The 21,308-nt window shown below is 61.2% G+C and carries 18 protein-coding genes and 3 tRNA genes; 15 read left to right on the top strand and 6 right to left on the bottom strand.

The genetic code is table 11. From position 1 onward, the window contains the following. Nucleotides 1-85 precede the first annotated feature (85 nt). The 5 genes from AC0JZ4_RS16985 to AC0JZ4_RS16965 all read right to left on the bottom strand — a co-directional run bounded on the left by AC0JZ4_RS16985 (nt 86) and on the right by AC0JZ4_RS16965 (nt 6,325). Nucleotides 86-1,513: a mannose-1-phosphate guanylyltransferase/mannose-6-phosphate isomerase gene (locus AC0JZ4_RS16985; RefSeq protein ID WP_471887493.1), complete on the bottom strand. Its 1,428-nt coding sequence runs from the start codon at nt 1,511-1,513 to the stop codon at nt 86-88. Nucleotides 1,514-1,527: 14 nt separating this feature from the next. Then, nucleotides 1,528-2,967 (bottom strand): phosphomannomutase, encoded by a 1,440-nt coding sequence (locus AC0JZ4_RS16980; protein ID WP_471887492.1) that lies wholly within the window; start codon nt 2,965-2,967, stop codon nt 1,528-1,530. An 83-nt stretch (nt 2,968-3,050) separates the two neighbouring features. Continuing rightward, nucleotides 3,051-4,358, bottom strand: a complete 1,308-nt coding sequence (locus AC0JZ4_RS16975; protein ID WP_471887491.1) for an HlyD family type I secretion periplasmic adaptor subunit — start codon at nt 4,356-4,358, stop codon at nt 3,051-3,053. After that, a complete protein-coding gene (locus tag AC0JZ4_RS16970; protein WP_471887490.1) occupies nt 4,355-6,067 on the bottom strand; it encodes a type I secretion system permease/ATPase in 1,713 nt (570 codons plus the stop codon). Before AC0JZ4_RS16970 ends, AC0JZ4_RS16975 begins: the two co-directional genes overlap by 4 nt. 182 nt (nt 6,068-6,249) lie before the next feature. Further along, nucleotides 6,250-6,325, bottom strand: a tRNA-Val gene (locus AC0JZ4_RS16965). Between the two features lie 288 nt (nt 6,326-6,613). On the opposite strand from AC0JZ4_RS16965, the gene AC0JZ4_RS16960 reads away from it, so the two are divergent. Together AC0JZ4_RS16960 and AC0JZ4_RS16955 are read left to right on the top strand one after the other, a co-directional pair. Then, nucleotides 6,614-6,690 (top strand) — tRNA-Asp (locus AC0JZ4_RS16960). 60 nt (nt 6,691-6,750) lie between these two features. Next, nucleotides 6,751-6,827 (top strand) — tRNA-Asp (locus tag AC0JZ4_RS16955). Nucleotides 6,828-6,964: 137 nt separating this feature from the next. Here the strand turns inward: AC0JZ4_RS16955 and AC0JZ4_RS16950 are convergent. Continuing rightward, nucleotides 6,965-7,357 carry a hypothetical protein gene (locus AC0JZ4_RS16950; protein ID WP_471887489.1) on the bottom strand — a complete coding sequence of 131 codons (393 nt, stop codon included), beginning with the start codon at nt 7,355-7,357 and terminating at the stop codon, nt 6,965-6,967. A 165-nt stretch (nt 7,358-7,522) separates the two neighbouring features. Between AC0JZ4_RS16950 and AC0JZ4_RS16945 the strand changes: the two genes are divergently transcribed. The 13 genes from AC0JZ4_RS16945 to AC0JZ4_RS16885 all read left to right on the top strand — a co-directional run bounded on the left by AC0JZ4_RS16945 (nt 7,523) and on the right by AC0JZ4_RS16885 (nt 21,295). Then, complete coding sequence (locus AC0JZ4_RS16945; protein WP_471887488.1) at nt 7,523-7,888, top strand: NADH-quinone oxidoreductase subunit A; 366 nt, start codon at nt 7,523-7,525, stop codon at nt 7,886-7,888. Next, complete coding sequence (locus tag AC0JZ4_RS16940) at nt 7,879-8,460, top strand: NuoB/complex I 20 kDa subunit family protein (RefSeq protein WP_471887487.1); 582 nt, start codon at nt 7,879-7,881, stop codon at nt 8,458-8,460. The genes AC0JZ4_RS16945 and AC0JZ4_RS16940 overlap by 10 nt, the downstream gene beginning before the upstream one ends. An 18-nt stretch (nt 8,461-8,478) precedes the next feature. Next, nucleotides 8,479-9,081, top strand: coding sequence for an NADH-quinone oxidoreductase subunit C (locus AC0JZ4_RS16935; RefSeq protein WP_471887486.1), 603 nt, complete (start codon nt 8,479-8,481; stop codon nt 9,079-9,081). A gap of 79 nt (nt 9,082-9,160) precedes the next feature. Further along, a complete protein-coding gene (locus tag AC0JZ4_RS16930; RefSeq protein WP_471887485.1) occupies nt 9,161-10,351 on the top strand; it encodes an NADH-quinone oxidoreductase subunit D in 1,191 nt (396 codons plus the stop codon). A gap of 99 nt (nt 10,352-10,450) precedes the next feature. Further along, nucleotides 10,451-11,638: an NADH-quinone oxidoreductase subunit E gene (locus tag AC0JZ4_RS16925; RefSeq protein ID WP_471887484.1), complete on the top strand. Its 1,188-nt coding sequence runs from the start codon at nt 10,451-10,453 to the stop codon at nt 11,636-11,638. Nucleotides 11,639-11,648: 10 nt separating this feature from the next. After that, complete coding sequence (gene nuoF / locus AC0JZ4_RS16920; RefSeq protein WP_471887483.1) at nt 11,649-12,953, top strand: NADH-quinone oxidoreductase subunit NuoF; 1,305 nt, start codon at nt 11,649-11,651, stop codon at nt 12,951-12,953. Between the two features lie 86 nt (nt 12,954-13,039). Further along, the gene (gene nuoG / locus AC0JZ4_RS16915) at nt 13,040-15,124 is read left to right on the top strand and encodes an NADH-quinone oxidoreductase subunit NuoG (RefSeq protein WP_471887482.1); all 2,085 of its coding nucleotides are present in this window, start codon (nt 13,040-13,042) and stop codon (nt 15,122-15,124) included. Nucleotides 15,125-15,131: 7 nt separating this feature from the next. Next, entirely contained in the window at nt 15,132-16,175 is a 1,044-nt protein-coding gene (gene nuoH, locus AC0JZ4_RS16910; protein WP_471887923.1) for an NADH-quinone oxidoreductase subunit NuoH, read from the top strand. A 39-nt stretch (nt 16,176-16,214) separates the two neighbouring features. After that, the gene (gene nuoI, locus AC0JZ4_RS16905) at nt 16,215-16,703 is read left to right on the top strand and encodes an NADH-quinone oxidoreductase subunit NuoI (RefSeq protein WP_471887481.1); all 489 of its coding nucleotides are present in this window, start codon (nt 16,215-16,217) and stop codon (nt 16,701-16,703) included. Nucleotides 16,704-16,826: 123 nt separating this feature from the next. Then, complete coding sequence (locus tag AC0JZ4_RS16900; RefSeq protein WP_471887480.1) at nt 16,827-17,441, top strand: NADH-quinone oxidoreductase subunit J; 615 nt, start codon at nt 16,827-16,829, stop codon at nt 17,439-17,441. Nucleotides 17,442-17,467: 26 nt separating this feature from the next. Next, complete coding sequence (gene nuoK, locus AC0JZ4_RS16895) at nt 17,468-17,776, top strand: NADH-quinone oxidoreductase subunit NuoK (RefSeq protein ID WP_093003032.1); 309 nt, start codon at nt 17,468-17,470, stop codon at nt 17,774-17,776. A 7-nt stretch (nt 17,777-17,783) separates the two neighbouring features. Further along, a complete protein-coding gene (gene nuoL / locus AC0JZ4_RS16890) occupies nt 17,784-19,784 on the top strand; it encodes an NADH-quinone oxidoreductase subunit L (protein WP_471887479.1) in 2,001 nt (666 codons plus the stop codon). Beyond that, nucleotides 19,784-21,295, top strand: coding sequence for an NADH-quinone oxidoreductase subunit M (locus AC0JZ4_RS16885; RefSeq protein ID WP_471887478.1), 1,512 nt, complete (start codon nt 19,784-19,786; stop codon nt 21,293-21,295). The genes nuoL and AC0JZ4_RS16885 overlap by 1 nt, the downstream gene beginning before the upstream one ends. Nucleotides 21,296-21,308 lie beyond the last annotated feature (13 nt).

Below are 21,308 nucleotides of genomic sequence, written 5' to 3'. Positions count from 1 at the left end.
GACTTTTACGGCTTCGTGCCGACAAATCGATGACGCGGTGGCGGACAGTCATTCATGTCCACCGGATTTATTGCTGTTTCAGGTCTTATCCGCGGCCGAACTCGTCATCAACACGGATGATGTCGTCTTCACCGAGATAGGAACCAGTCTGCACCTCGATGATCTCGAGCGTGATCTTGCCGGGATTGGCGAGCCGGTGCAGCGCGCCTTGCGGAATATAGACCGATTCGTTTTCGCGCAAGGTGAGCGTCTCCGTGCCGAGCGTCACTTCCGCCGTACCCTTGACGCAGACCCAGTGCTCGGAGCGGTGGTGGTGCTTCTGCAGCGAGAGCTTTTTGCCCGGCGTGACGAACAGCCGCTTCACCTGGAAACGGTTGCCGTTGAGGATCGATGTATAGCCGCCCCACGGGCGATAGGCGGTCGGATGGGTCTGTGTCAGGCCGGCTGTCGCCTCTGTCGCGGCAAGCCGCTTGACCAGGGCGCCAACGCTTTGGCTGTCATCCAGCCGACCGACATAGACGGCATCCTCGCTGGCAATCACCGCGACCCCATCCAGCCCCTGTACGGCCAGATGGGAATTGTGCGACACGACCAGCGAATTACGGGTGCCGACGATCGTCGCATTGCCGATCGCGACATTGCCGTCGGCATCGGCCTTGCCGAGCTTCCAGACAGCATCCCAACTGCCCATGTCCGACCAGTCGAAGGAGGATGGCACGACGGCGGCATTCGTCGTCTTTTCCATGATGGCGTAGTCGATGGAGATGTCCGTTGCCTTCTCGAATTCGCCCGCATCGAGGCGCACGAAGTCGAGATCGCCTTTCGCGGCGGCAACCGAGGCTTCCGCAGCGGTCGCAACCGCTGCCGCATGCATCTGCATCTCGGCGATAAGCTGGCCGGCGCCGAACATGAAGATGCCGGAATTCCAGAGAAAGTCGCCGCTCTTCAGCATGGTTTCGGCACGGGCGAGATCGGGCTTTTCGACGAACCGTTTCACCACCTTTGCGCCATGGGCAAGATCCGCGCCGACCTCGATATAGCCATATCCGGTCGCCGGCTCCGTCGGTTCGATGCCGAAGGTGACGAGCTTGCCCGAGCGTGCGGTCTTGAATGCCGCTTCGACCGCGTCGCGATAGCTCTTTCCAGCCGTAATCTCGTGATCGGAGGCCAGCACCAGCAACGTGGCGCTCTCGCCGAAACGCCGCGTCACATAGGCGGCGGCAGCGGCGATCGCCGGCGCGGTGTTGCGGGCCGAAGGCTCCAGAAGAATGCCGGAAAGCGGCAGGCCCAGTTCACGCGCCTGCTCGGCGACAAGAAAGCGGAAATCCTCGTTGGTCACCACGACCGGCGCTTCATAGCGCGCCGTGTCCGATACCCGCGCAAGCGTTGCCTGGAAAAGACTGCGATCGCTGCCGAAGCGGATGAACTGCTTCGGCGCGCTGGAGCGCGACAGCGGCCACAGCCGCGTGCCTTTTCCGCCAGCCATGATGACCGGTACGATCTTGTCTGTCATGCCCATATCCTGCTTCATGCAGAGTGTGTCTGCTGGTTATGTTGTGTGGCCCAGCCTCGAATGAGGTCAAGCCCCTCCCTCAAAAGCGTCGCGGCTGCGTCCGGGTCGCCTGCCTCGACATAGCATCGCATTTCCGGCGCATTGCCGGAGGGCCGCAAGTGAATGATGGCACCGTCGCCAAGCGTGATCCTCAGCCCGTCGATATCGGTCCACGACCGGACATCGCCGGTTGGCGCGAGAAAACCCTTGAGCGCCTCTTCCGATCCGCGAAGCTGGCTCATCAGTGCGCGGCTGGTCTCGACCGGAAACGCCTCCAGCCGGTCCGCCAGCGCATGGGCGAGCGGAAAGCGGCTGACAAGCCGGGAGAGGGGCAGGCGTGTCTCCACGGCCAGCCACAGGGCGGCAAGAATGGGCAGAAAGCTGTCGCGTGTCGGCAGGGCCGCAAGAGTGCCGGCTGGCAGGGAAAAGTCGCTCGCCGTCAGCAAGCCGCCATTGGCTTCGAAACCCATGACCTTTGTACTGCCCCTCGCAAGGGCTTCGGTCATGGCGGCGATCACGTAAGGGGAGCCGACCCGTGTGCGAACCACCCGAAACCTGCCGCTCGCCTCTATCCCGGAATTCGAGGTCACGGGCGTGACCACCACATCCGCGCCGAGGAAGCGTGCACCGATCAAGCCGAGAAGATCGCCACGCAGCGGCTCTCCCGTCTCGTCGGCAACCAGCGGCCGGTCGCCGTCGCCATCGGCGGAAACGATCGCGTCGAGCTTGTGCTCGGTCGACCAGCCGCGCAGCAACGCGACCGTATCGACCGACACCGCTTCCGTATCGACGGGAATGAAGGTCTCGGAAAAGCCAAGCTCCACCACCTCGGCACCATAGTAGCGCAGCGTCTCGGCAAGCAGTGTGCGTGCCACGGTCGAATGCTGGTAGACGCCGATCCGCAGGCCGGAAAGCCCGCCCGCCGGCAGTATCGACATCACCCGTTCGGCAAACAGCGCGTTGGCGGCATCGGCACGGCTCTCGGCCGCCGCCGGCGTGAAATCGATCTCGCCGGTCGTAAGCGCGTCGGCGATCGCGGAAATCCGCGCTTCGTCATTCTTGTCGATCTCGCCATCGGCCCGGTAGAATTTTATGCCGTTCCGGTCGGCCGGAATATGCGAGCCGGTCACCATCAGCGAGGCCGCGCCCGTCTTCAGGCCATAGAGCGCCAGCGCCGGCGTCGGCAGTGCGGCGCAGTCGAGCGGCACCAGTCCGGCGCGCGCGAGCGCACCGATGCATGTCGCCGAAATCGAAGGGCTGGAAGGTCGCAGATCCCGGCCGACGAGGATCGGATCTCCGGCCTTCGCCTGTCCGCTTCCGATCAGATGCAGCGCGAAAGCCTGCGCATAGAGCGCCGTTGCGCGACCTTCGAGATCCGTGACGAGGCCTCTGAGGCCGCTGGTACCAAATTTCATTGCCGATCCATATGCGCTTCAGCTGAATTTTACATAGCGGATCGGCCTGACGGAAGGTGGGCTTTGTCGAAACATATTTAACGTCAGTTTTCCCGAAGCGCGCGTTGCATCTGGTCGCTGATCGGCTTGACGAGATAGGAAAGCGCGCTGCGCTCGCCACCGCTGATGAAAGCTTCCACCGGCATGCCCGGCAGCAGCGCCAGACTGCCGAGCTTCGCCCGCTCCTGCGCCGAAATGACGATGCGGACCGAATACCAGGTCTCGCCGGTCTGCGAGTTGACGCTGACATCGGCCGAGACCGTCTCGACCACGCCGTCTATTTCCGCCGTGTTCCTCTGGTTGAAGGCGGAGAAGCGCAGGCGCGCGATCTGGCCCGCGGCAACCTGATCGATATCGGCCGGCCGCACCCGCGTCTCGACCGTCAGCCCATCGTGCGATGGAACGATGTCCATCGCCACATCTCCGGCGCTCAACACGCCGCCGATCGTGTGCGTTGTCAGTTGATGGACGATGCCATCGGCAGGAGAGCGGATGTCGAGATGGGCGATCTGATCTTCAAGCGCGATCCGCTGCTCCGACAATTTCGCCAGCTGCGCATTGGTCTCGATCAGCTGGTCGAGAACCTCCGCAAGCCGATCCCGGTCGAGTTGCAGCATCTGCGACGTGGTTTCGGCGATACGGGTCCCGGCCGTCGATTCGTCCGACAGAAGCCGGCTTCGCTGACCCTGTAGCTGCGCGGCGGCGCGTTTCGATTCGGCGAGCCGGAAAAACTGCACCAGTCCTTGATCAGCAAGGCTTTCGATTCGTTGCGTCTGCTGCGCCGTCCAGGATATTTCCTCGGCATTCGAGACGAGCTGTTCGCGCGCCGCCGCCCGTTGCCGCTGCAATTGGGCGATCTGCTCGCGAAACTGTTCCCGCCTGCTGGCCAGCTGTTGATGACGTGCTTCCAGAAGTGCGGTCTCCGACAGAAGATGCCCGGACAGCCCCGCCTGCGGACCAGTATCCAAAGGCGGCTTTCCGGCGATTGCCTCGCCGCCGTCGCGCTCGCTTTCCAGTCGCAGGCGCCGCGCCTCCAGTTGGGCGATCTCCTGCGTGACGGCGGCAAGGCTTGTCGATGCCTGTGTGCCATCCAGCCGGATGAGGATATCCCCGGCTCGAACCGCGCTGCCGTTCGCGACCCTGATCTCCCGGACGATGCCGCCTTGGGCATGCTGTATCTGCTTGCTGTTGCCTTCTATGCCGATTGAACCCGAGGCGATCACCGCCGAAGCTATGGTCGAAGTTGCGGCCCAGCCGCCGGCGGCGATCACCAAGCCGCCGACCGTGACACCGGCGGCCAGAAGATAATGCCTGAGCTTGATAGTGGCCGAGCTTGCTGCCTGATCGCTCAAGAGACGGCCCTCCTTAAATCGGCGGCCGGCATCTTCAGCTTCTTCATGACGGCGTCGCGCGTGCCGAAATCGCTCATCGCTCCGCCATTGAGCACGAGAACATGGTCGATAAGGCGCAGCATACTGGCGCGATGGGCGATCACGATGACGATGGAGCCTTGCTCGCGAGCAGTACTGATCGCGCGCGCCAGGGCGTCCTCGCCTTCGGCGTCGAGATTGGAGTTCGGTTCGTCGAGCACGATCAGGAAGGGGTTCCGGTACAACGCGCGGGCGAGGCCGATGCGCTGGCGCTGCCCGCCGGACACGGCGGTCCCATCGCTGCCGACCTCGGTGTCGTAACCCTTGGGAAGCGACAGGATCATCTCGTGCACATGCGCGCGCCGGGCGGCGTCGATGATGTCGTCGCTCGATGCGTCCGCTGAAAACCGGCTGATATTTTCCGCCACCGTGCCGGAAAACAGTTCGACCGTCTGCGGCAGATAGCCGATCGACATGCCGAGCGCCTCGCTGTCCCATTGGCCGATCTCTGCGCCATCCAGACGGATGACGCCCCTGAACGCCGGCCATGCGCCGACGATCGCCCGCCCGAGGCTCGACTTGCCGCAGCCGCTCGGGCCGATAATGCCAAGGCCGCTGCCCGCAAACAGATTGAACGTCACGCCCTGCACGATCGGCCCGGATTGCCCCGGAGCGGAGACACAAAGGCCGGCGACCGAGAGTGAACGGCTGGGCGCGGGAAGCGCCATCGGCGCCTTCCGGGCGGGGAGGCTGTTCAGTATCTCCTGCAGGCTGCGTGCCGATTGGCGGGCCGCAAGGAAGCCGCGCCAGTTCGACGTTGCCATTTCGATCGGCGACAGCGCTTTCGCAGCCAGCACGGACGCGGCGATGATCACCCCCGGCGACGCAAGCTGATCGATGACCAGCAATGCCCCGAGCGCCAGGATTGCCGACTGGAGAGCAATCCTGAAGATCCTCGCAATGGCGCTGAACGTCGCCGTCAGATCGCTGGAGCGCAGGTTCTGGGCGCTGTAATCCGAGTGGAGACGGTCGATTCTCGTGATGAACGATTGCCGCATCCCCATCGCATGCACGCTGTCTCCATTGCGCCGTGCGGCCTGCATCAGGTCCCAGCGGCTGGCGAGCAGCTGGCTTGCCCGCTTCGCCGGCCGTCTGAACATCAATTCGCTGCAAAGCGTCAGGCCAAGCAGCACGATCGCCCCGCCGATGACGGCGAGACCGAAGGCGGGGTGAAACAGATAGAGAAGGATGATGAAGATCGGCACCCAGGGCAGATCGGCAATCGCGATGGGGCCTGGGCCGCTCATGAACAGTCTGATCTGGTCGAGATCACGAATGGCGACCGGTACCGATCCGTTGTCACGGCTCGTTAGGGGAGGGCGGATCGTCGCCTCGATCGCGGGACGGGCAAGCTGTTCATCCAGCCGCTGCCCGATCTGCAACAGGATTTTGGCCCGCAGGATCTCGATGATGGCAAGCGCCAGATAGGTCCCGGCGGCGAGGATGGAAAGTGCGGCGAGTGTCGGTATGCTGTGGCTGGTCAGGACACGATCATAGACCTGCATCATGAAGAGCGGACTGACCAGCATCAGGAGATTGCTGACAGCACTGATGATCGCGATGCCGATAAAAGCAGTTCGCAGGGCCGACAAGGCCGATCTGACGGAGGGTCGCTCGTCTGTCGTCGCCAAATATCACCTCATGAACCATTGATCTCTCTAGCGCCGTACAAGGGTAGGAGGCCGCAGGTTCACGTTTGGTGAAAAAAACAGTCCAAGGAATGCCACGTCGACGCCGTGATACGTGGGCCGCAAGGGCGCGATATAGGAGTGACCTAAGAAAGGCTAATATGAAATTGTTTTGGAAGGGGTAATGGTGGGCGATGAGAGACTCGAACTCCCGACATCCTCGGTGTAAACGAGGCGCTCTACCAACTGAGCTAATCGCCCTTCGCGTCAACCGGATCGTGTCCGCCGCGTCGGTGGCCGTGATCTATGCGGATCGCGGACAAACCGCAAGAGCCTTCATGATGTTTTTTTGAAATTTTCGTCGAAACCCCGCAAAATATGAGGGTGAGGGTGGAAAGGTGGAAAACGTCATTCTTTTGTCTTGAAACCTGCTTGACACCTCAAAGCGAACCCCATAGATAGCCGCCAACCGAGCGATTGAGGTCGCCCGGCCAAGAGGTTTCCCAAGGGGTCCGATAAGGTCTTCCGAAAGGATTTCTTGAAGAAAGTGCGGGTGTAGCTCAGTCGGTTAGAGTGCCGGCCTGTCACGCCGGAGGTCGCGGGTTCGAGCCCCGTCACTCGCGCCATTCTTCTCGTCCTCTAAACTCTCTTCCGGTCATACGGAAGTTCGCCGAAAGGCAAAATGCGCGGGTGTAGCTCAGTCGGTTAGAGTGCCGGCCTGTCACGCCGGAGGTCGCGGGTTCGAGCCCCGTCACTCGCGCCATTCTTTTCCATGTGATTTGAATGCAAAAGCCGCTTATGCGGCTAGTTGCGTTTTTCGCGCTTTGGTCCGCCGTCTTGCTTTCCGTTATCGGTCTCGCGGTCCTGGGCGGCAATTAATCCTCTGTCTTATCCTTGTCGTCACTCTCGTGTCTGCTGCGTCGCGTGGCGCGCGCGCTGCCGGCTCTTCGCAAATGCGTGATTGTTTGTGACTGTGGGGCTGGCGAGGCTTCGGTTAGGATTGCCCTCACTGCCGCTGCCAGCTTCTCCCGTTTTGCGCGAATTTCCATTGTGCGGCGCGGCAAGTGTTTGAATACGTTGAGGGCTTTTGCGTCCTTGAAAATCGTCAAGTTTGCCGATTTGGCTGTGCGCTATCGTCGCACCGTGTTTGCGTGGTGTGGAAATTGGCAAAACGCAAATTTGCCTGCAAACCATGACTTTTTTGCTCCTGTTAATAATCGGGTGAAAATATTTCGCAGTCGCAGCATGGTGCAAATCCCTGTCTTTCGGGCTTTTTGGTGGGGGCTGCGACATTTCGTCGTCTTCCACATCTCTATGCGTGTGCTGCGCTGGGCAAAAGCACTTGCGTGGGGGCGTCTGCTGCGATAGTCACGGGCTTGTTTGCAATGCACGTTCGCCTGTCGTGCATTGTTTAGAAAAAGTACCTCCCGGTGCTTCAGCAGGCAGGGATGGAATATCATGAGTGAACTTCTCGCGTCTTATATCCCGATCGCGATTTTCATCGGCATTGCCCTGGTCATCGGGCTGGCACTGCTGATTGCGCCCTTCGCCGTCGCCTACAAGGCGCCCGATGCGGAAAAGCTCTCTGCCTACGAATGCGGCTTCAATGCCTTCGATGATGCCCGCATGAAGTTCGACATCCGATTCTATCTCGTGTCGATTCTCTTCATCATCTTCGATCTCGAAGTCGCCTTCCTGTTCCCCTGGGCCGTCTCCTTCGGTGACATGGGCTGGTTCGGCGTATGGTCCATGATGGTCTTCCTCGGTGTTCTGACCATCGGCTTTATCTATGAATGGAAGAAAGGAGCGCTGGAATGGGAGTAGTCGATAGCGGCAGCACCCTCGTTGCGCCTCAGTCTAAAGGCATCATTGATCCCAATACCGGCAAGCCGATCGGCAGCGACGACGCTTTCTTCGGCGAGATCAACAACGAGCTCGCCGACAAGGGCTTTCTCGTCACCTCGACCGACGAGCTGATCAACTGGGCGCGCACCGGCTCGCTCATGTGGATGACCTTCGGTCTGGCCTGTTGCGCCGTGGAAATGATGCAGCTTTCCATGCCGCGTTACGACGTTGAACGTTTCGGCTTTGCTCCGCGCGCTAGCCCGCGCCAGTCCGACGTCATGATCGTCGCCGGCACGCTGACCAACAAGATGGCGCCGGCACTCCGCAAGGTCTACGACCAGATGCCGGAACCGCGCTACGTCATCTCGATGGGCTCCTGCGCCAATGGCGGAGGCTATTACCATTATTCCTATTCCGTCGTGCGCGGCTGCGACCGCGTCGTGCCGATCGATATCTACGTGCCGGGCTGTCCCCCCACGGCAGAGGCACTGCTTTATGGCGTGCTTCTGCTGCAGAAGAAGATCCGGCGCATCGGCACGATCGAACGCTGAGGGCTTGAGGAGGATATGATGACTGAAGCCCTGACCGAACTTTCGACCTACATCCGCGAAGCGCGTGCGTCGCTGGTCGAGGATGCTATCTTTGCCTATGACGAGCTGACGCTCGTCACCAATGGCGAGAGCATCATCGAGCTCCTGACCTTCCTGCGCGACGACGCCCGCTGTGGTTTCGTCAGCTTTATCGACATCTGCGGTGTCGATTATCCCGCGCGCCCAAAACGCTTCGATGTCGTCTATCACCTGATGTCGCCGACGAGGAACCTGCGCATCCGCGTCAAGCTGGCGACGGCGGAGGACGAGGCGGTCCCGTCCGCATTCCCGGTCTTCCCCGGCGCCGACTGGTTCGAGCGCGAAGCCTGGGACATGTACGGCATCCTGTTCACCGGCCACCCTGACCTTCGCCGGATCCTCACGGATTACGGCTTCGAAGGTCATCCGCTTCGCAAGGACTTCCCGACGACCGGATTCGTCGAGGTTCGCTACGACGACAGCCTCAAGCGCGTCGTCTACGAACCCGTCGAGCTGCGTCAGGAATTCCGCAGCTTCGACTTCATGAGCCCGTGGGAGGGAACGGATTACGTTCTGCCTGGGGATGAGAAGGCCAATAGCTGAGACTGGATACTGGCGCGAAGTCGCGCCGGACTGAACGCATCTTCTTTCGCTTGACGCCTACGGGCACGGAGCAAGCAGCATGACTGAGCACAACGTACGCAATTTTAACATAAACTTCGGGCCCCAGCATCCTGCGGCGCACGGCGTTCTTCGATTGGTGCTTGAGCTCGATGGCGAGATCGTCGAGCGCGTCGATCCGCATATCGGCCTGCTGCATCGCGGCACCGAAAAGCTGATCGAGACGAAGACCTATCTCCAGGCTGTGCCCTATTTCGACCGTCTCGATTACGTCGCGCCGATGAACCAGGAACACGCCTATGCGCTTGCGGTCGAGAAGATGCTCGACATCAAGATCCCGATCCGTGGCCAGCTCATTCGCGTGCTCTATTCGGAAATCGGCCGCATCCTCTCGCATCTCCTCAACGTCACGACCCAGGCCATGGACGTCGGCGCGCTGACGCCGCCGCTCTGGGGCTTCGAGGAACGCGAAAAGCTGATGGTGTTCTACGAGCGGGCCTGCGGCGCGCGCATGCACGCCGCCTATTTCCGCCCGGGCGGCGTCCACCAGGACCTGCCGCATGAACTGGTCGAGGATATCGGCAAGTGGTGCGACGAATTCCCGGCCAAGCTCGACGATATCGACGACCTTCTGACCGGCAACCGCATCTTCAAGCAGCGTAACGTCGATATCGGCGTCGTCAGCCTCGACGATGCCTGGGCCTGGGGCTTCTCCGGCGTCATGGTCCGCGGCTCCGGCGCTGCATGGGACCTGCGCAAGTCGCAGCCCTACGAATGCTATGCGGATCTGGATTTCGACATCCCTATCGGCAAGAACGGCGATTGCTACGACCGTTACCTGATCCGCATGATCGAGATGCGCGAAGCCTGCAAGATCATGAAGCAGTGCGTCAACCGCCTGCTGTCCGATGCCAAGGTCGGCCCGTTCTCGGCCACCGACGGCAAGGTCGTGCCCCCGAAGCGCGGCGAGATGAAGCGGTCGATGGAAGCGCTCATCCACCACTTCAAGCTCTACACCGAAGGCTATCATGTGCCGGCCGGCGAGGTTTATGCGGCCGTCGAGGCGCCGAAGGGCGAGTTCGGCGTCTTCCTCGTCGCAGATGGCACCAACAAGCCCTATCGCTGCAAGATCCGCGCTCCGGGTTATGCGCATCTGCAGGCTATGGATTTCATCTGTCGTGGCCACCAGCTCGCGGACGTCTCCGCCGTGCTCGGCTCGCTCGACATCGTTTTCGGTGAGGTTGACCGCTGATGGCGCCCGTCATCGCAAAACACCTTGCCTCTATACCCGCGACATTCGCTCCGGCGGCTGCGCGGCGTGTCTCAATAAACTGATAAGGCGTGAGAAAGAATGTCCGTTCGTCGACTAGCCGAAGAACAGTTCCAGCCCGCTAACTTCGCCTTCAACGAAGAAAACGCGGCTTGGGCCGAGGCAACGATCAGGAAGTATCCGGAAGGCCGGCAGCAGTCCGCCGTCATCCCGCTGCTCATGCGAGCGCAGGAACAGGACGGCTGGGTTACCCGCTCGGCGATCGAACATATCGCAGCCAAGCTCGACATGGCCTTCATCCGCGTCATGGAAGTGGCGACCTTCTACACCCAGTTCCAGCTGAAGCCGATCGGCACCCGCGCCCATATCCAGGTCTGCGGCACGACGCCCTGCATGCTGCGCGGCGCCGAAGACCTCATCAACGTCTGTCGCAGGAAGATCCACCACGATCCGCTGCACCAGAACGAGAGTGGCACGCTGTCCTGGGAAGAGGTCGAATGTCAGGGCGCCTGCGTCAACGCGCCGATGGTCATCATCTTCAAGGATGCCTACGAGGACCTGACGCCCGAGCGCCTGGAAGAGATCATCGACCAGTTCGACGCCGGCAAGGGTGCCGACGTCAAGACCGGCCCGCAGACCGATCGTCACGAATCCGCCCCCGCAGGTGGCCCGGTGACGCTGCTCGACGAGATCAAGCCCGTCCGCACCAATCTGGAGCCGAAGCCGGAGCCTGTGGAAGATGCCGCATCGGTTCCGCCGGCGGAAGCTGCGCGTCCCAAGGACACGGCGCCTGAAACCGACAAGTCGCTGAAGACCCCGGTGACGGCACCGAATGCTGCCGCGAAGAACGCCAAAGCTGCCGAAGCCGAAGGGTCTGCCGCCAAAGCCTCCGCCACGCCGACCGACAAGACACCCGGCAGCACCGCCGAGGGCGCACCTGTCGCCCCCAAGGCCGCTGCGGCGCCGAAGGCCGAAAAACCGTCTCTCGAAGACAAGAACCGTCCGAAGGGCATCGACAAGCCGGAAGCGCTCGATGACCTCAAACTCATCTCCGGCGTTGGCCCGAAGATCGAAGGCACGCTGCACGAACTCGGCATCTACACCTTCGCCCAGGTGGCGGGCTGGAAGAAGGCCGAACGCGAATGGGTCGACGGCTACCTGAATTTCAAGGGCCGCATCGACCGTGACGACTGGGTCAAGCAGGCCAAGGCGCTCGCCAAGGGTGGCGAAGCCGAATACATTAAAGTCTTCGGCAAGAAGCCGCGCTGAGAGGTGAAACATGCTTAAGGATCAGGATCGCATCTTCACCAACATCTACGGCCTCAAGGACAAGTCCCTGAAGGGCGCGATGAGCCGTGGCCACTGGGATGGCACCAAGACGATCATCGAAAACGGTCGTGACTGGATCATCAACGAGATGAAGGCATCCGGCCTTCGTGGTCGGGGTGGTGCAGGCTTCCCGACCGGCCTGAAATGGTCCTTCATGCCGAAGGAATCGGATGGTCGCCCGCACTATCTCGTCGTCAATGCCGACGAATCCGAGCCCGGTACCTGCAAGGACCGCGAAATCATGCGCAACGATCCGCATACGCTGATCGAAGGCTGCGTGATCGCCGGTTTTGCCATGGGCGCACACACCGCCTACATCTATGTCCGCGGCGAATACATGCGAGAACGCGAAGCCCTGCAGGCCGCGATCGACGAATGCTATGCCGCGGGTCTTCTAGGCAAGAACAACAAGAACGGCTGGGATTACGACATCTACGTCCACCATGGCGCGGGTGCCTATATCTGCGGTGAAGAGACGGCGCTGCTCGAAAGCCTCGAAGGCAAGAAGGGCCAGCCGCGCCTCAAGCCGCCGTTCCCGGCCAACATGGGTCTCTACGGCTGCCCGACCACGGTCAACAACGTCGAATCCATCGCCGTTGCACCGACCATTCTGCGTCGCGGCGCCTCCTGGTTCTCCGCGATCGGTCGTCCGAACAATGTCGGCACCAAGCTGTTCATGGTCTCCGGCCACGTCAACAAGCCCTGCACGTTCGAAGAAGCGATGGGCCTGTCCTTCCGCGAGATCATCGAACATCATTGCGGCGGTATCCGCGGCGGATGGGACAACCTGCTTGGCGTCATTCCGGGCGGCGCATCCTGCCCGATCGTCCGCGGCGAAGACATGGCCGACGCGATCATGGATTTTGACGGCATGCGCGAGGTGAAATCCTCCTTCGGTACCGGCGGCATGATCGTCATGGACAAGTCGACGGACGTCATCAAGGCGATCTGGCGCATCGCGGCCTTCTTCAAGCACGAGAGCTGCGGCCAGTGCACGCCGTGCCGCGAAGGCACCGGCTGGATGATGCGCGTTCTTGAGCGCATGGTCCGCGGCAATGCCCAGAAGCGCGAAATCGACATGCTGTTCCAGGTGTCCAAGCAGATCGAAGGCCACACGATCTGTGCGCTCGGCGATGCTGCCGCCTGGCCGATCCAGGGTCTGATCCGCAACTTCCGCCCGGAAATCGAGGCGCGGATCGACCAGTACACGCACAATGCGACGTCTGTAGGCGCCGTCATGGAGGCGGCCGAGTAACGCTTGCCAAAAGCAGGCGACCGGCTGTCGAAATGGAATGAATACCGGGTCGAGGTCCGGGTCGAACACAGGACGTAAGTGATACGATGACGAAGCTGAAGGTAGACGGCAAGGAAATCGAAGTCCCGGATCATTTCACGCTGCTTCAGGCGTGTGAGGAGGCCGGCGCCGAGATCCCGCGCTTTTGTTTTCATGAACGTCTTTCCGTGGCGGGCAACTGCCGCATGTGCCTCATCGAGGTGAAGGGTGGCCCGCCGAAGCCGGCGGCATCCTGCGCCATGGGCGTGCGCGACATCCGTGGCGGCCCGAATGGCGAGCTGCCGGAAGTCTTCACCAACACGCCTATGGTCAAGAAGGCCCGCGAAGGCGTGATGGAATTCCTGCTCATCAACCACCCGCTGGATTGCCCGATCTGCGACCAGGGTGGCGAATGCGACCTGCAGGACCAGGCCATGGCCTTCGGCATCGACAGTTCCCGCTACGGTGAGAACAAGCGCGCCGTCGAGGACAAGTATATCGGCCCGCTCGTCAAGACCGTGATGAACCGCTGCATCCACTGCACGCGCTGCGTTCGCTTCACGACGGAAGTCGGCGGCATTTCCGAACTCGGCCTGATCGGTCGTGGTGAGGACGCCGAGATCACCACCTATCTCGAACACGCCATGACCTCGGAACTGCAGGGCAACGTCGTTGACCTGTGCCCGGTCGGCGCGCTCACCTCAAAACCCTTCGCCTTCACCGCCCGTCCGTGGGAACTCGGCAAAACGGAATCGATCGACGTCATGGACGCTGTCGGCTCCGCCATCCGCGTCGATACCCGTGGCCGCGAAGTCATGCGCATCATGCCGCGCGTCAACGAACAGGTGAACGAGGAGTGGATCTCCGACAAGACCCGCTTCATCTGGGACGGCCTGAAGACCCAGCGTCTTGACCGCCCCTATGTGCGCCGCGACGGCCGCCTGCAGCCTGCCACCTGGGGTGAAGCGTTCGGCGCCATCAAGACGGCCGTTTCTGCCACCTCGGGCGACAAGATCGGCGCGATCGCCGGCGACCTCGCTTCGGTCGAGGAAATGTACGCCCTGAAGTCGCTGCTGTCCTCGCTCGGATCGGAAAACCACGACTGTCGCCAGGATGGAACGGCGCTCGATCCGTCGCTCGGCCGCTCAAGCTACATCTTCAACCCGACGATCGAAGGCATCGAACAGGCCGGCGCGCTGCTCATCATCGGCGCCAACCCGCGCCTGGAAGCCGCTGTGCTCAATGCCCGTATCCGCAAGCGTTTCCGCCGCGGCAATTTCCCGATCGGCGTGATCGGCGAAGTCAACGAACTGCGCTATCCTTACGACTATCTCGGCGCCGGTCCGGAAACGCTTTCCGATCTCGCATCGGGCGCAAACAGCTTCGCTGAAAAGCTGCGTGGCGTGAAGAACCCGATGATCATCGTAGGGCAGGGGGCTCTGGCCCGTCCGGATGGTCTGGCGATCCTTCAGGCAGCCTCGCAGCTCGCAGGCTCGGTCGGCGCGTTGACGGAAGAGTGGAACGGTCTCGCCGTCCTCCACACCGCAGCCTCGCGCGTCGGCGGCCTCGATCTTGGCTTCGTGCCGGGCGCCAAGGGTGCCAATGCCGCCACCATGCTGAAGTCGATGGATGTTCTCTTCCTGCTCGGCGCCGACGAAATGGAATTCGCCACCAAGTATGCCAAGCTCACCGTCTATATCGGCAGCCACGGCGATGCGGGCGCGATGGCGGCCGACGTCATCCTGCCGGGTGCGGCCTATACCGAAAAGTCCGGCACCTGGGTCAACACCGAAGGCCGCGTCCAGATGGGCAACCGCGCCGGCTTCGCACCGGGCGATGCCCGCGAGGAATGGGCGATCCTGCGTGCGCTGTCGGACGTGCTGGGCAAGAAGCTGCCTTACGACAGCCTCCAGGCCCTGCGTGCGAAACTCTATCAGGACTATCCGCATTTCGCGGCGATCGATGAAATCGCAGCCGGCTCTGTCGATGACATCGCTGCCTTCGGCCAGAAGGCTGCAGGCGCCATGTCGAAGAACGGCTTCGTCTCCTCGGTCAAGGACTTCTATCTGACAAACCCGATCGCTCGCGCATCTGCCGTCATGGCGGAATGCTCGGCGCTGGCCCGCAACAATTTCCAGGCTGCGGCGGAGTAATATGAATATGGACTCGTTCTTCTGGACCTATGTCTGGCCTGCGCTGATCATGGTTGGTCAGTCTCTGCTGCTGCTCGTCTGCCTGTTGGTCACCGTGGCCTACGTCATTCTTGCCGACCGCAAGATCTGGGCTGCCGTCCAGCTGCGCCGCGGCCCGAACGTCGTCGGTCCCTTCGGCCTCTTCCAGTCCTTCGCCGACCTGATGAAGTTCGTCTTCAAGGAGCCGATCATTCCGGCCGGCGCCAACAAGGGCGTCTTCCTGCTTGCCCCGCTTGTCTCTGTGACGCTGGCGCTCGCCACATGGGCGGTCATCCCGCTCAACGATGGCTGGGTCGTCGCCAACATCAATGTCGGCATTCTGTACGTCTTCGCGATCTCATCGCTCGAAGTCTACGGCATCATCATGGCCGGCTGGGCGTCGAACTCGAAATATCCGTTCCTCGGCGCGCTGCGCTCGGCGGCGCAGATGGTCTCCTACGAAGTCTCGATCGGCTTCGTCATCGTCGCGGTGCTTCTCTGCGTCGGCTCGCTCAACCTGACGGATATCGTCTATGCCCAGCAGGACGGCCTCGGCACCAAGCTTGGCCTGCCGAATTCCTTCCTCGACTGGCACTGGCTGTCGCTCTTCCCGATGTTCGTGATCTTCTTCATCTCGGGTCTGGCTGAAACCAACCGTCCGCCCTTCGACCTTCCGGAAGCAGAATCCGAACTCGTCGCCGGTTACATGGTCGAATACGCGTCCGCCCCGTACATGATGCTGATGCTCGGCGAATATGCCGCCATCATGCTCATCTGCTCGCTGACGACGATCCTTTTCCTCGGCGGCTGGCTGCCCCCGGTCGATTTCTGGCTCATCAACTGGGTACCGGGCATCATCTGGTTCCTGCTCAAGGTCGGTTTCGTCTTCTTCATGTTCGCCATGGTGAAGGCATTCGTACCGCGCTACCGCTATGACCAGCTGATGCGCCTCGGCTGGAAGGTGTTCCTTCCGCTCTCGCTCGCCATGGTCGTCATCGTTGCATTTACACTGAAGCTGACGGGATGGGCATGATGATGATCCCGACCGCCCGCCTCGTGATTGGAGAATAAGATGGCTATTGCACAGGCTATCAACTCGCTGTTCCTGAAGGAATTCGTCGCCGCCTTCTTCCTGTCGATGCGCTATTTCTTCAAGCAGAAGGCCACGATCAACTATCCGTTCGAGAAGGGGCCGGTTTCCCCGCGCTTCCGCGGCGAGCATGCGCTGCGCCGTTATCCGAACGGTGAAGAGCGCTGCATCGCCTGCAAGCTGTGCGAGGCGATCTGTCCAGCTCAGGCGATCACCATCGAAGCCGGCCCGCGCCGTAACGACGGTACCCGCCGCACGGTGCGCTACGACATCGACATGGTGAAGTGCATCTATTGCGGTTTCTGCCAGGAAGCCTGCCCGGTCGACGCGATCGTCGAAGGGCCGAATTTCGAGTTCTCGACGGAAACCCGCGAGGAGCTCTATTTCGACAAGGCGCGCCTCCTGGAAAATGGCGACCGCTGGGAGCGGGAAATCGCCCGCAACATCGCAATCGACTCGCCTTACCGTTAAGGCGCGTCCGCCGGTAGCCACAAGGCGCCGGCTTATCAGAGTTTAGTTCCGATGCTCGATCAGCATCGGCCAGGCGGGTAGGGCGGGAAGCCCGACCCCGACGAGGGACGAGAAGGCACCACGATGGGTCTGCAGGCTATATTCTTCTATCTCTTCGCGTTCGTCGCAGTGGCGTCGGCGTTCATGGTCGTATCGGCCAAGAACCCGGTGCACTCGGTGCTGTACCTCATCCTCGTCTTCTTCAACGCGGCGGGTCTCTTTCTGCTGACCGGTGCGGAGTTCCTGGCGATGATTCTGCTCGTCGTCTATATCGGCGCGGTCGCGGTGCTCTTCCTCTTCGTCGTCATGATGCTCGACATCGACTTCGCCGAATTGCGGACCGGCTTCATGCGCAACGCGCCGATCGGCGTGCTGGTCGGCCTGATCGTTGCGGCCGAGCTTATCGTCGTCATCGGCGGCAGTGTTCTGTCGCCCCAGGCAGCAAGCTCTATCACCATGCCGATCCCCAACCCGGCGGAACGCACCAACACGGCGGCGCTGGGCGACGTGCTCTATACAAATTACGTCTATTTCTTCCAGCTCGCCGGTCTGGTGCTGCTGGTCGCGATGATCGGAGCGATCGTATTGACGCTGCGTCACCGCCAGAACGTCAAGCGACAGGATATCTCGCGCCAGGTCGCCCGCACGCCCGAAACCGCCGTCGAGGTGGTCAAGGTGAAGTCGGGCCAGGGCCTCTAGAGACAGCGGGAGCAAGGAACAGAAAAATGGAAATCGGTCTTTCCCATTATCTCACGGTCAGCGCGATCCTCTTCACGATCGGCGTCTTCGGTATCTTCCTGAACCGCAAGAACGTTATCATCATTTTGATGTCGGTTGAATTGATCCTCCTGTCGGTCAACCTCAATATGGTGGCCTTCTCGTCCTTCCTGAACGACATCGTCGGCCAGGTCTTCGCATTGTTCATTCTGACCGTTGCGGCAGCGGAAGCCGCCATCGGTCTTGCAATTCTCGTCGTCTTCTATCGCAACCGCGGCTCGATCGCGGTCGAAGACGTCAATATGATGAAGGGCTGATCGGGTCATGATCTACAAGGCAATCGTCTTTCTTCCCCTGATCGGCTTCCTGATCGCCGGCCTTTTCGGTCGTCAGATCGGCGCCAAGGCATCCGAATACGTCACCAGCGGCCTGATGATCATCGCCGCCATCCTGTCGTGGATCGTCTTCTTCAACGTGGCTCTGCACCACGGCGAGAGCGGCGAAGTCATCAAGGTCTCCGTCCTGCGCTGGATCCAGTCCGGCGGCATCGACGTTGAATGGGCCTTACGAATCGACACGCTGTCGTCGATCATGTTCGTCGTCGTCAACACCGTCTCGACGCTCGTGCATGTCTATTCGATCGGCTACATGCACCACGATCCGCATCGGCCGCGCTTCTTCGCCTATCTGTCTCTCTTCACCTTCGCGATGCTGATGCTCATCACGTCGGATAACCTGCTTCAGATGTTCTTCGGCTGGGAAGGCGTCGGTCTTGCCTCCTACCTGCTGATCGGCTTCTGGTTCAAGAAGCCGTCGGCCTCGGGTGCGGCGATGAAGGCCTTCATCGTCAACCGCGTCGGCGACTTCGGCTTCATCCTCGGCATTGCCGGCGTCTTCGTCCTCTTCGGCTCGATCAATTTCGAAACGATCTTTGCGGCCGCCGCGACCTATCTGCCGGCCGAAGGTGCCGCCGACGCCAACGCGATCGTCGTCAACTTCTTCGGCATGGAACTGACCAGGAGCAGTGCGCTCACCGTCACCTGCCTTCTGCTCTTCATGGGTGCGATGGGTAAGTCGGCGCAGTTCCTGCTGCACACCTGGCTGCCGGACGCGATGGAAGGCCCGACCCCGGTCTCGGCCCTCATCCATGCCGCAACCATGGTCACCGCCGGCGTCTTCCTCGTCGCCCGCATGTCGCCGATCTTCGAACTGTCGCATGATGCCCTGACTGTCGTCACCGTCATCGGCGCCATCACCGCCTTCTTCGCGGCAACCGTCGGCCTCGTTCAGAACGACATCAAGCGCGTCATCGCCTATTCGACCTGCTCGCAGCTCGGCTACATGTTTGTCGCACTCGGCGTTGGCGCTTATGGTGCAGCCGTCTTCCACCTCTTCACCCACGCCTTCTTCAAGGCGCTTTTGTTCCTATGCGCCGGCTCGGTCATCCATGCGGTCGACGGCGAACAGGACATGCGTCACATGGGCGGCCTTCGTCCGCACATCAAGGTGACGTTCTGGATGATGATGCTCGGCACGCTCGCTATCACCGGCGTCGGCATTCCGCTGACTTCGATCGGCTTTGCCGGCTTCTTCTCCAAGGACTTCATCATCGAAGCCACCTTCGCATCGCATTCGGCAGTGTCGGGCTTTGCCTTCACGCTGCTCGTCATCGCCGCGATGTTCACCAGCTTCTACTCGTGGCGCCTGATCTTCCTGACTTTCTTCGGCAAGCCGCGTGCCAGCCACGAAGTCATGCACCATGTGCATGAAAGCCCGCAGGTCATGCTCGTGCCGCTCTATATCCTCGGCATCGGCGCGGTCATCGCAGGCTTCGTCTTCAAGGAATATTTCTACGGCCACGAATATGACGTGTTCTGGAAGGGCGCGCTGTTCACCGCGGAAGACAACCATCTGGTTCACGAGTTCCACTACGTGCCGGTCTGGGTCAAGCTTTCGCCCTTCGTCGCCATGCTGATCGGCCTTGCCACCTCCTGGTACTTCTACATCAAGTCGCCGGAAACCCCGAAGCGCCTCGCAGCCTCGCAGCGCGTGCTCTACGAATTCCTGCTCAACAAGTGGTACTTTGACGAACTTTACGACTTCCTCTTCGTCCGCTCCGCCAAGGCGCTTGGCCGGTTCCTTTGGAAGAAGGGCGATGTCGCGGTCATCGATGCCTACGGCCCGAACGGCGTTGCCGCCCGCGTGGTCGACGTCACCAACCGGGTGGTCAAGCTGCAGTCCGGTTATCTTTATCACTACGCCTTCGCAATGATGATCGGCATCGCCGCCCTTGTGACCTGGATGATGCTCGGGAGCTCCATGTAATGACCGACTGGCCAATTCTCTCGACAGTCACCTTCCTGCCGCTGGTCGGCGTTCTCCTCCTGCTGCTCATGAACGGGCAGGGGGAAAACGGTCGCCGCAATGTTCTCTATATCTCGCTTGCAACGACGGTGGTGACCTTCATCCTGTCGCTGTTCATCTGGATCGGCTTCGATAATTCGGATCCCGGTTTCCAGATGGTCGAAAAGCACGAGTGGCTCGGCACGGGTATCGCCTATCACCTTGGCGTCGACGGCATTTCCATGCTGTTCGTCATCCTGACGACCTTCCTCATGCCCTTCTGCGTTCTGGCCAGCTGGAATGCCATCGAGAAGCGCATCAAGGAATACATGATCGCCTTCCTGCTGCTGCAGGTGGCCATGACCGGTGTCTTCGTCGGCCTCGATATCGTCCTCTTCTACATCTTCTTCGAAGCGACGCTGATCCCGATGTTCATCATCATCGGCGTGTGGGGTGGCAAGGATCGTGTCTACGCGTCCTACAAGCTGTTCCTCTACACGCTGCTCGGTTCCGTGCTGATGATGCTTGCCGTCATGGCCATGTACTGGCAGGCCGGCACGACGGACATGACCGAGCTTCTGAAATTCGGCTTCCCGTCCGGCATGCAGACCTGGCTCTGGCTCGCCTGCTTCGCTGCCTTCGCCGTCAAAATGCCGATGTGGCCGGTCCATACCTGGCTTCCCGACGCGCACGTTCAGGCTCCGACCGCAGGCTCCGTCATCCTTGCCGGCGTCATGCTGAAGCTCGGCGGCTACGGCATGATCCGCATCCTGTTGCAGATGTTCCCGCTGGCGTCCGATTACTTCGCGCCGATGGTCTTCTCGCTGTCGGTCATCGCCATCATCTACACCTCGCTGGTCGCGATGATGCAGGACGACATCAAGAAGCTGATCGCCTATTCGTCGGTCGCCCACATGGGTTACGTCACGATGGGTATCTTCGCGGCCAATACGCAGGGCGTACAGGGCGCGATCTTCCAGATGCTGTCGCACGGCATTGTTTCGGGCGCTCTGTTCCTCTGCGTCGGCGTCGTCTATGACCGCCTCCACACCCGCGAAATCTCGGCTTATGGCGGCCTCGTCAACAACATGCCGAAATACGCCGTCGCCTTCATGATCTTCACCATGGCGAACGTCGGCCTGCCGGGCACATCCGGCTTCATCGGCGAATTCCTGACGATCATGGGTGTCTTCCGCGTCAACACCTGGGTGGCTCTGTTTGCCGCAACGGGCGTCATCCTCTCGGCCTGCTATGCGCTGTGGCTCTACCGCCGCGTCGTCTTCGGCGCGCTGGAGAAGGACAGCCTCAAGGGCCTGCTCGACCTTTCGACGCGCGAGAAGATCATCCTTTATCCGCTGATCGCGCTGACCATCTTCTACGGCGTCTATCCTGCTCCGATCTTCGATGCGACGGCGGCTTCGGTGGACCTCGTGGTCAACAATTACTCCGCAGCCCTGCAGGCGGCGGCGAACCTTGCACTCAATGTGCAGTGAGACGGGACGAGAC

Source organism: [Rhizobium] kunmingense (genome assembly GCF_977018605.1).
The sequence above is the reverse complement of the archived record's forward strand: the minus strand, read 5'-3'. Positions and strand labels throughout refer to the sequence as shown.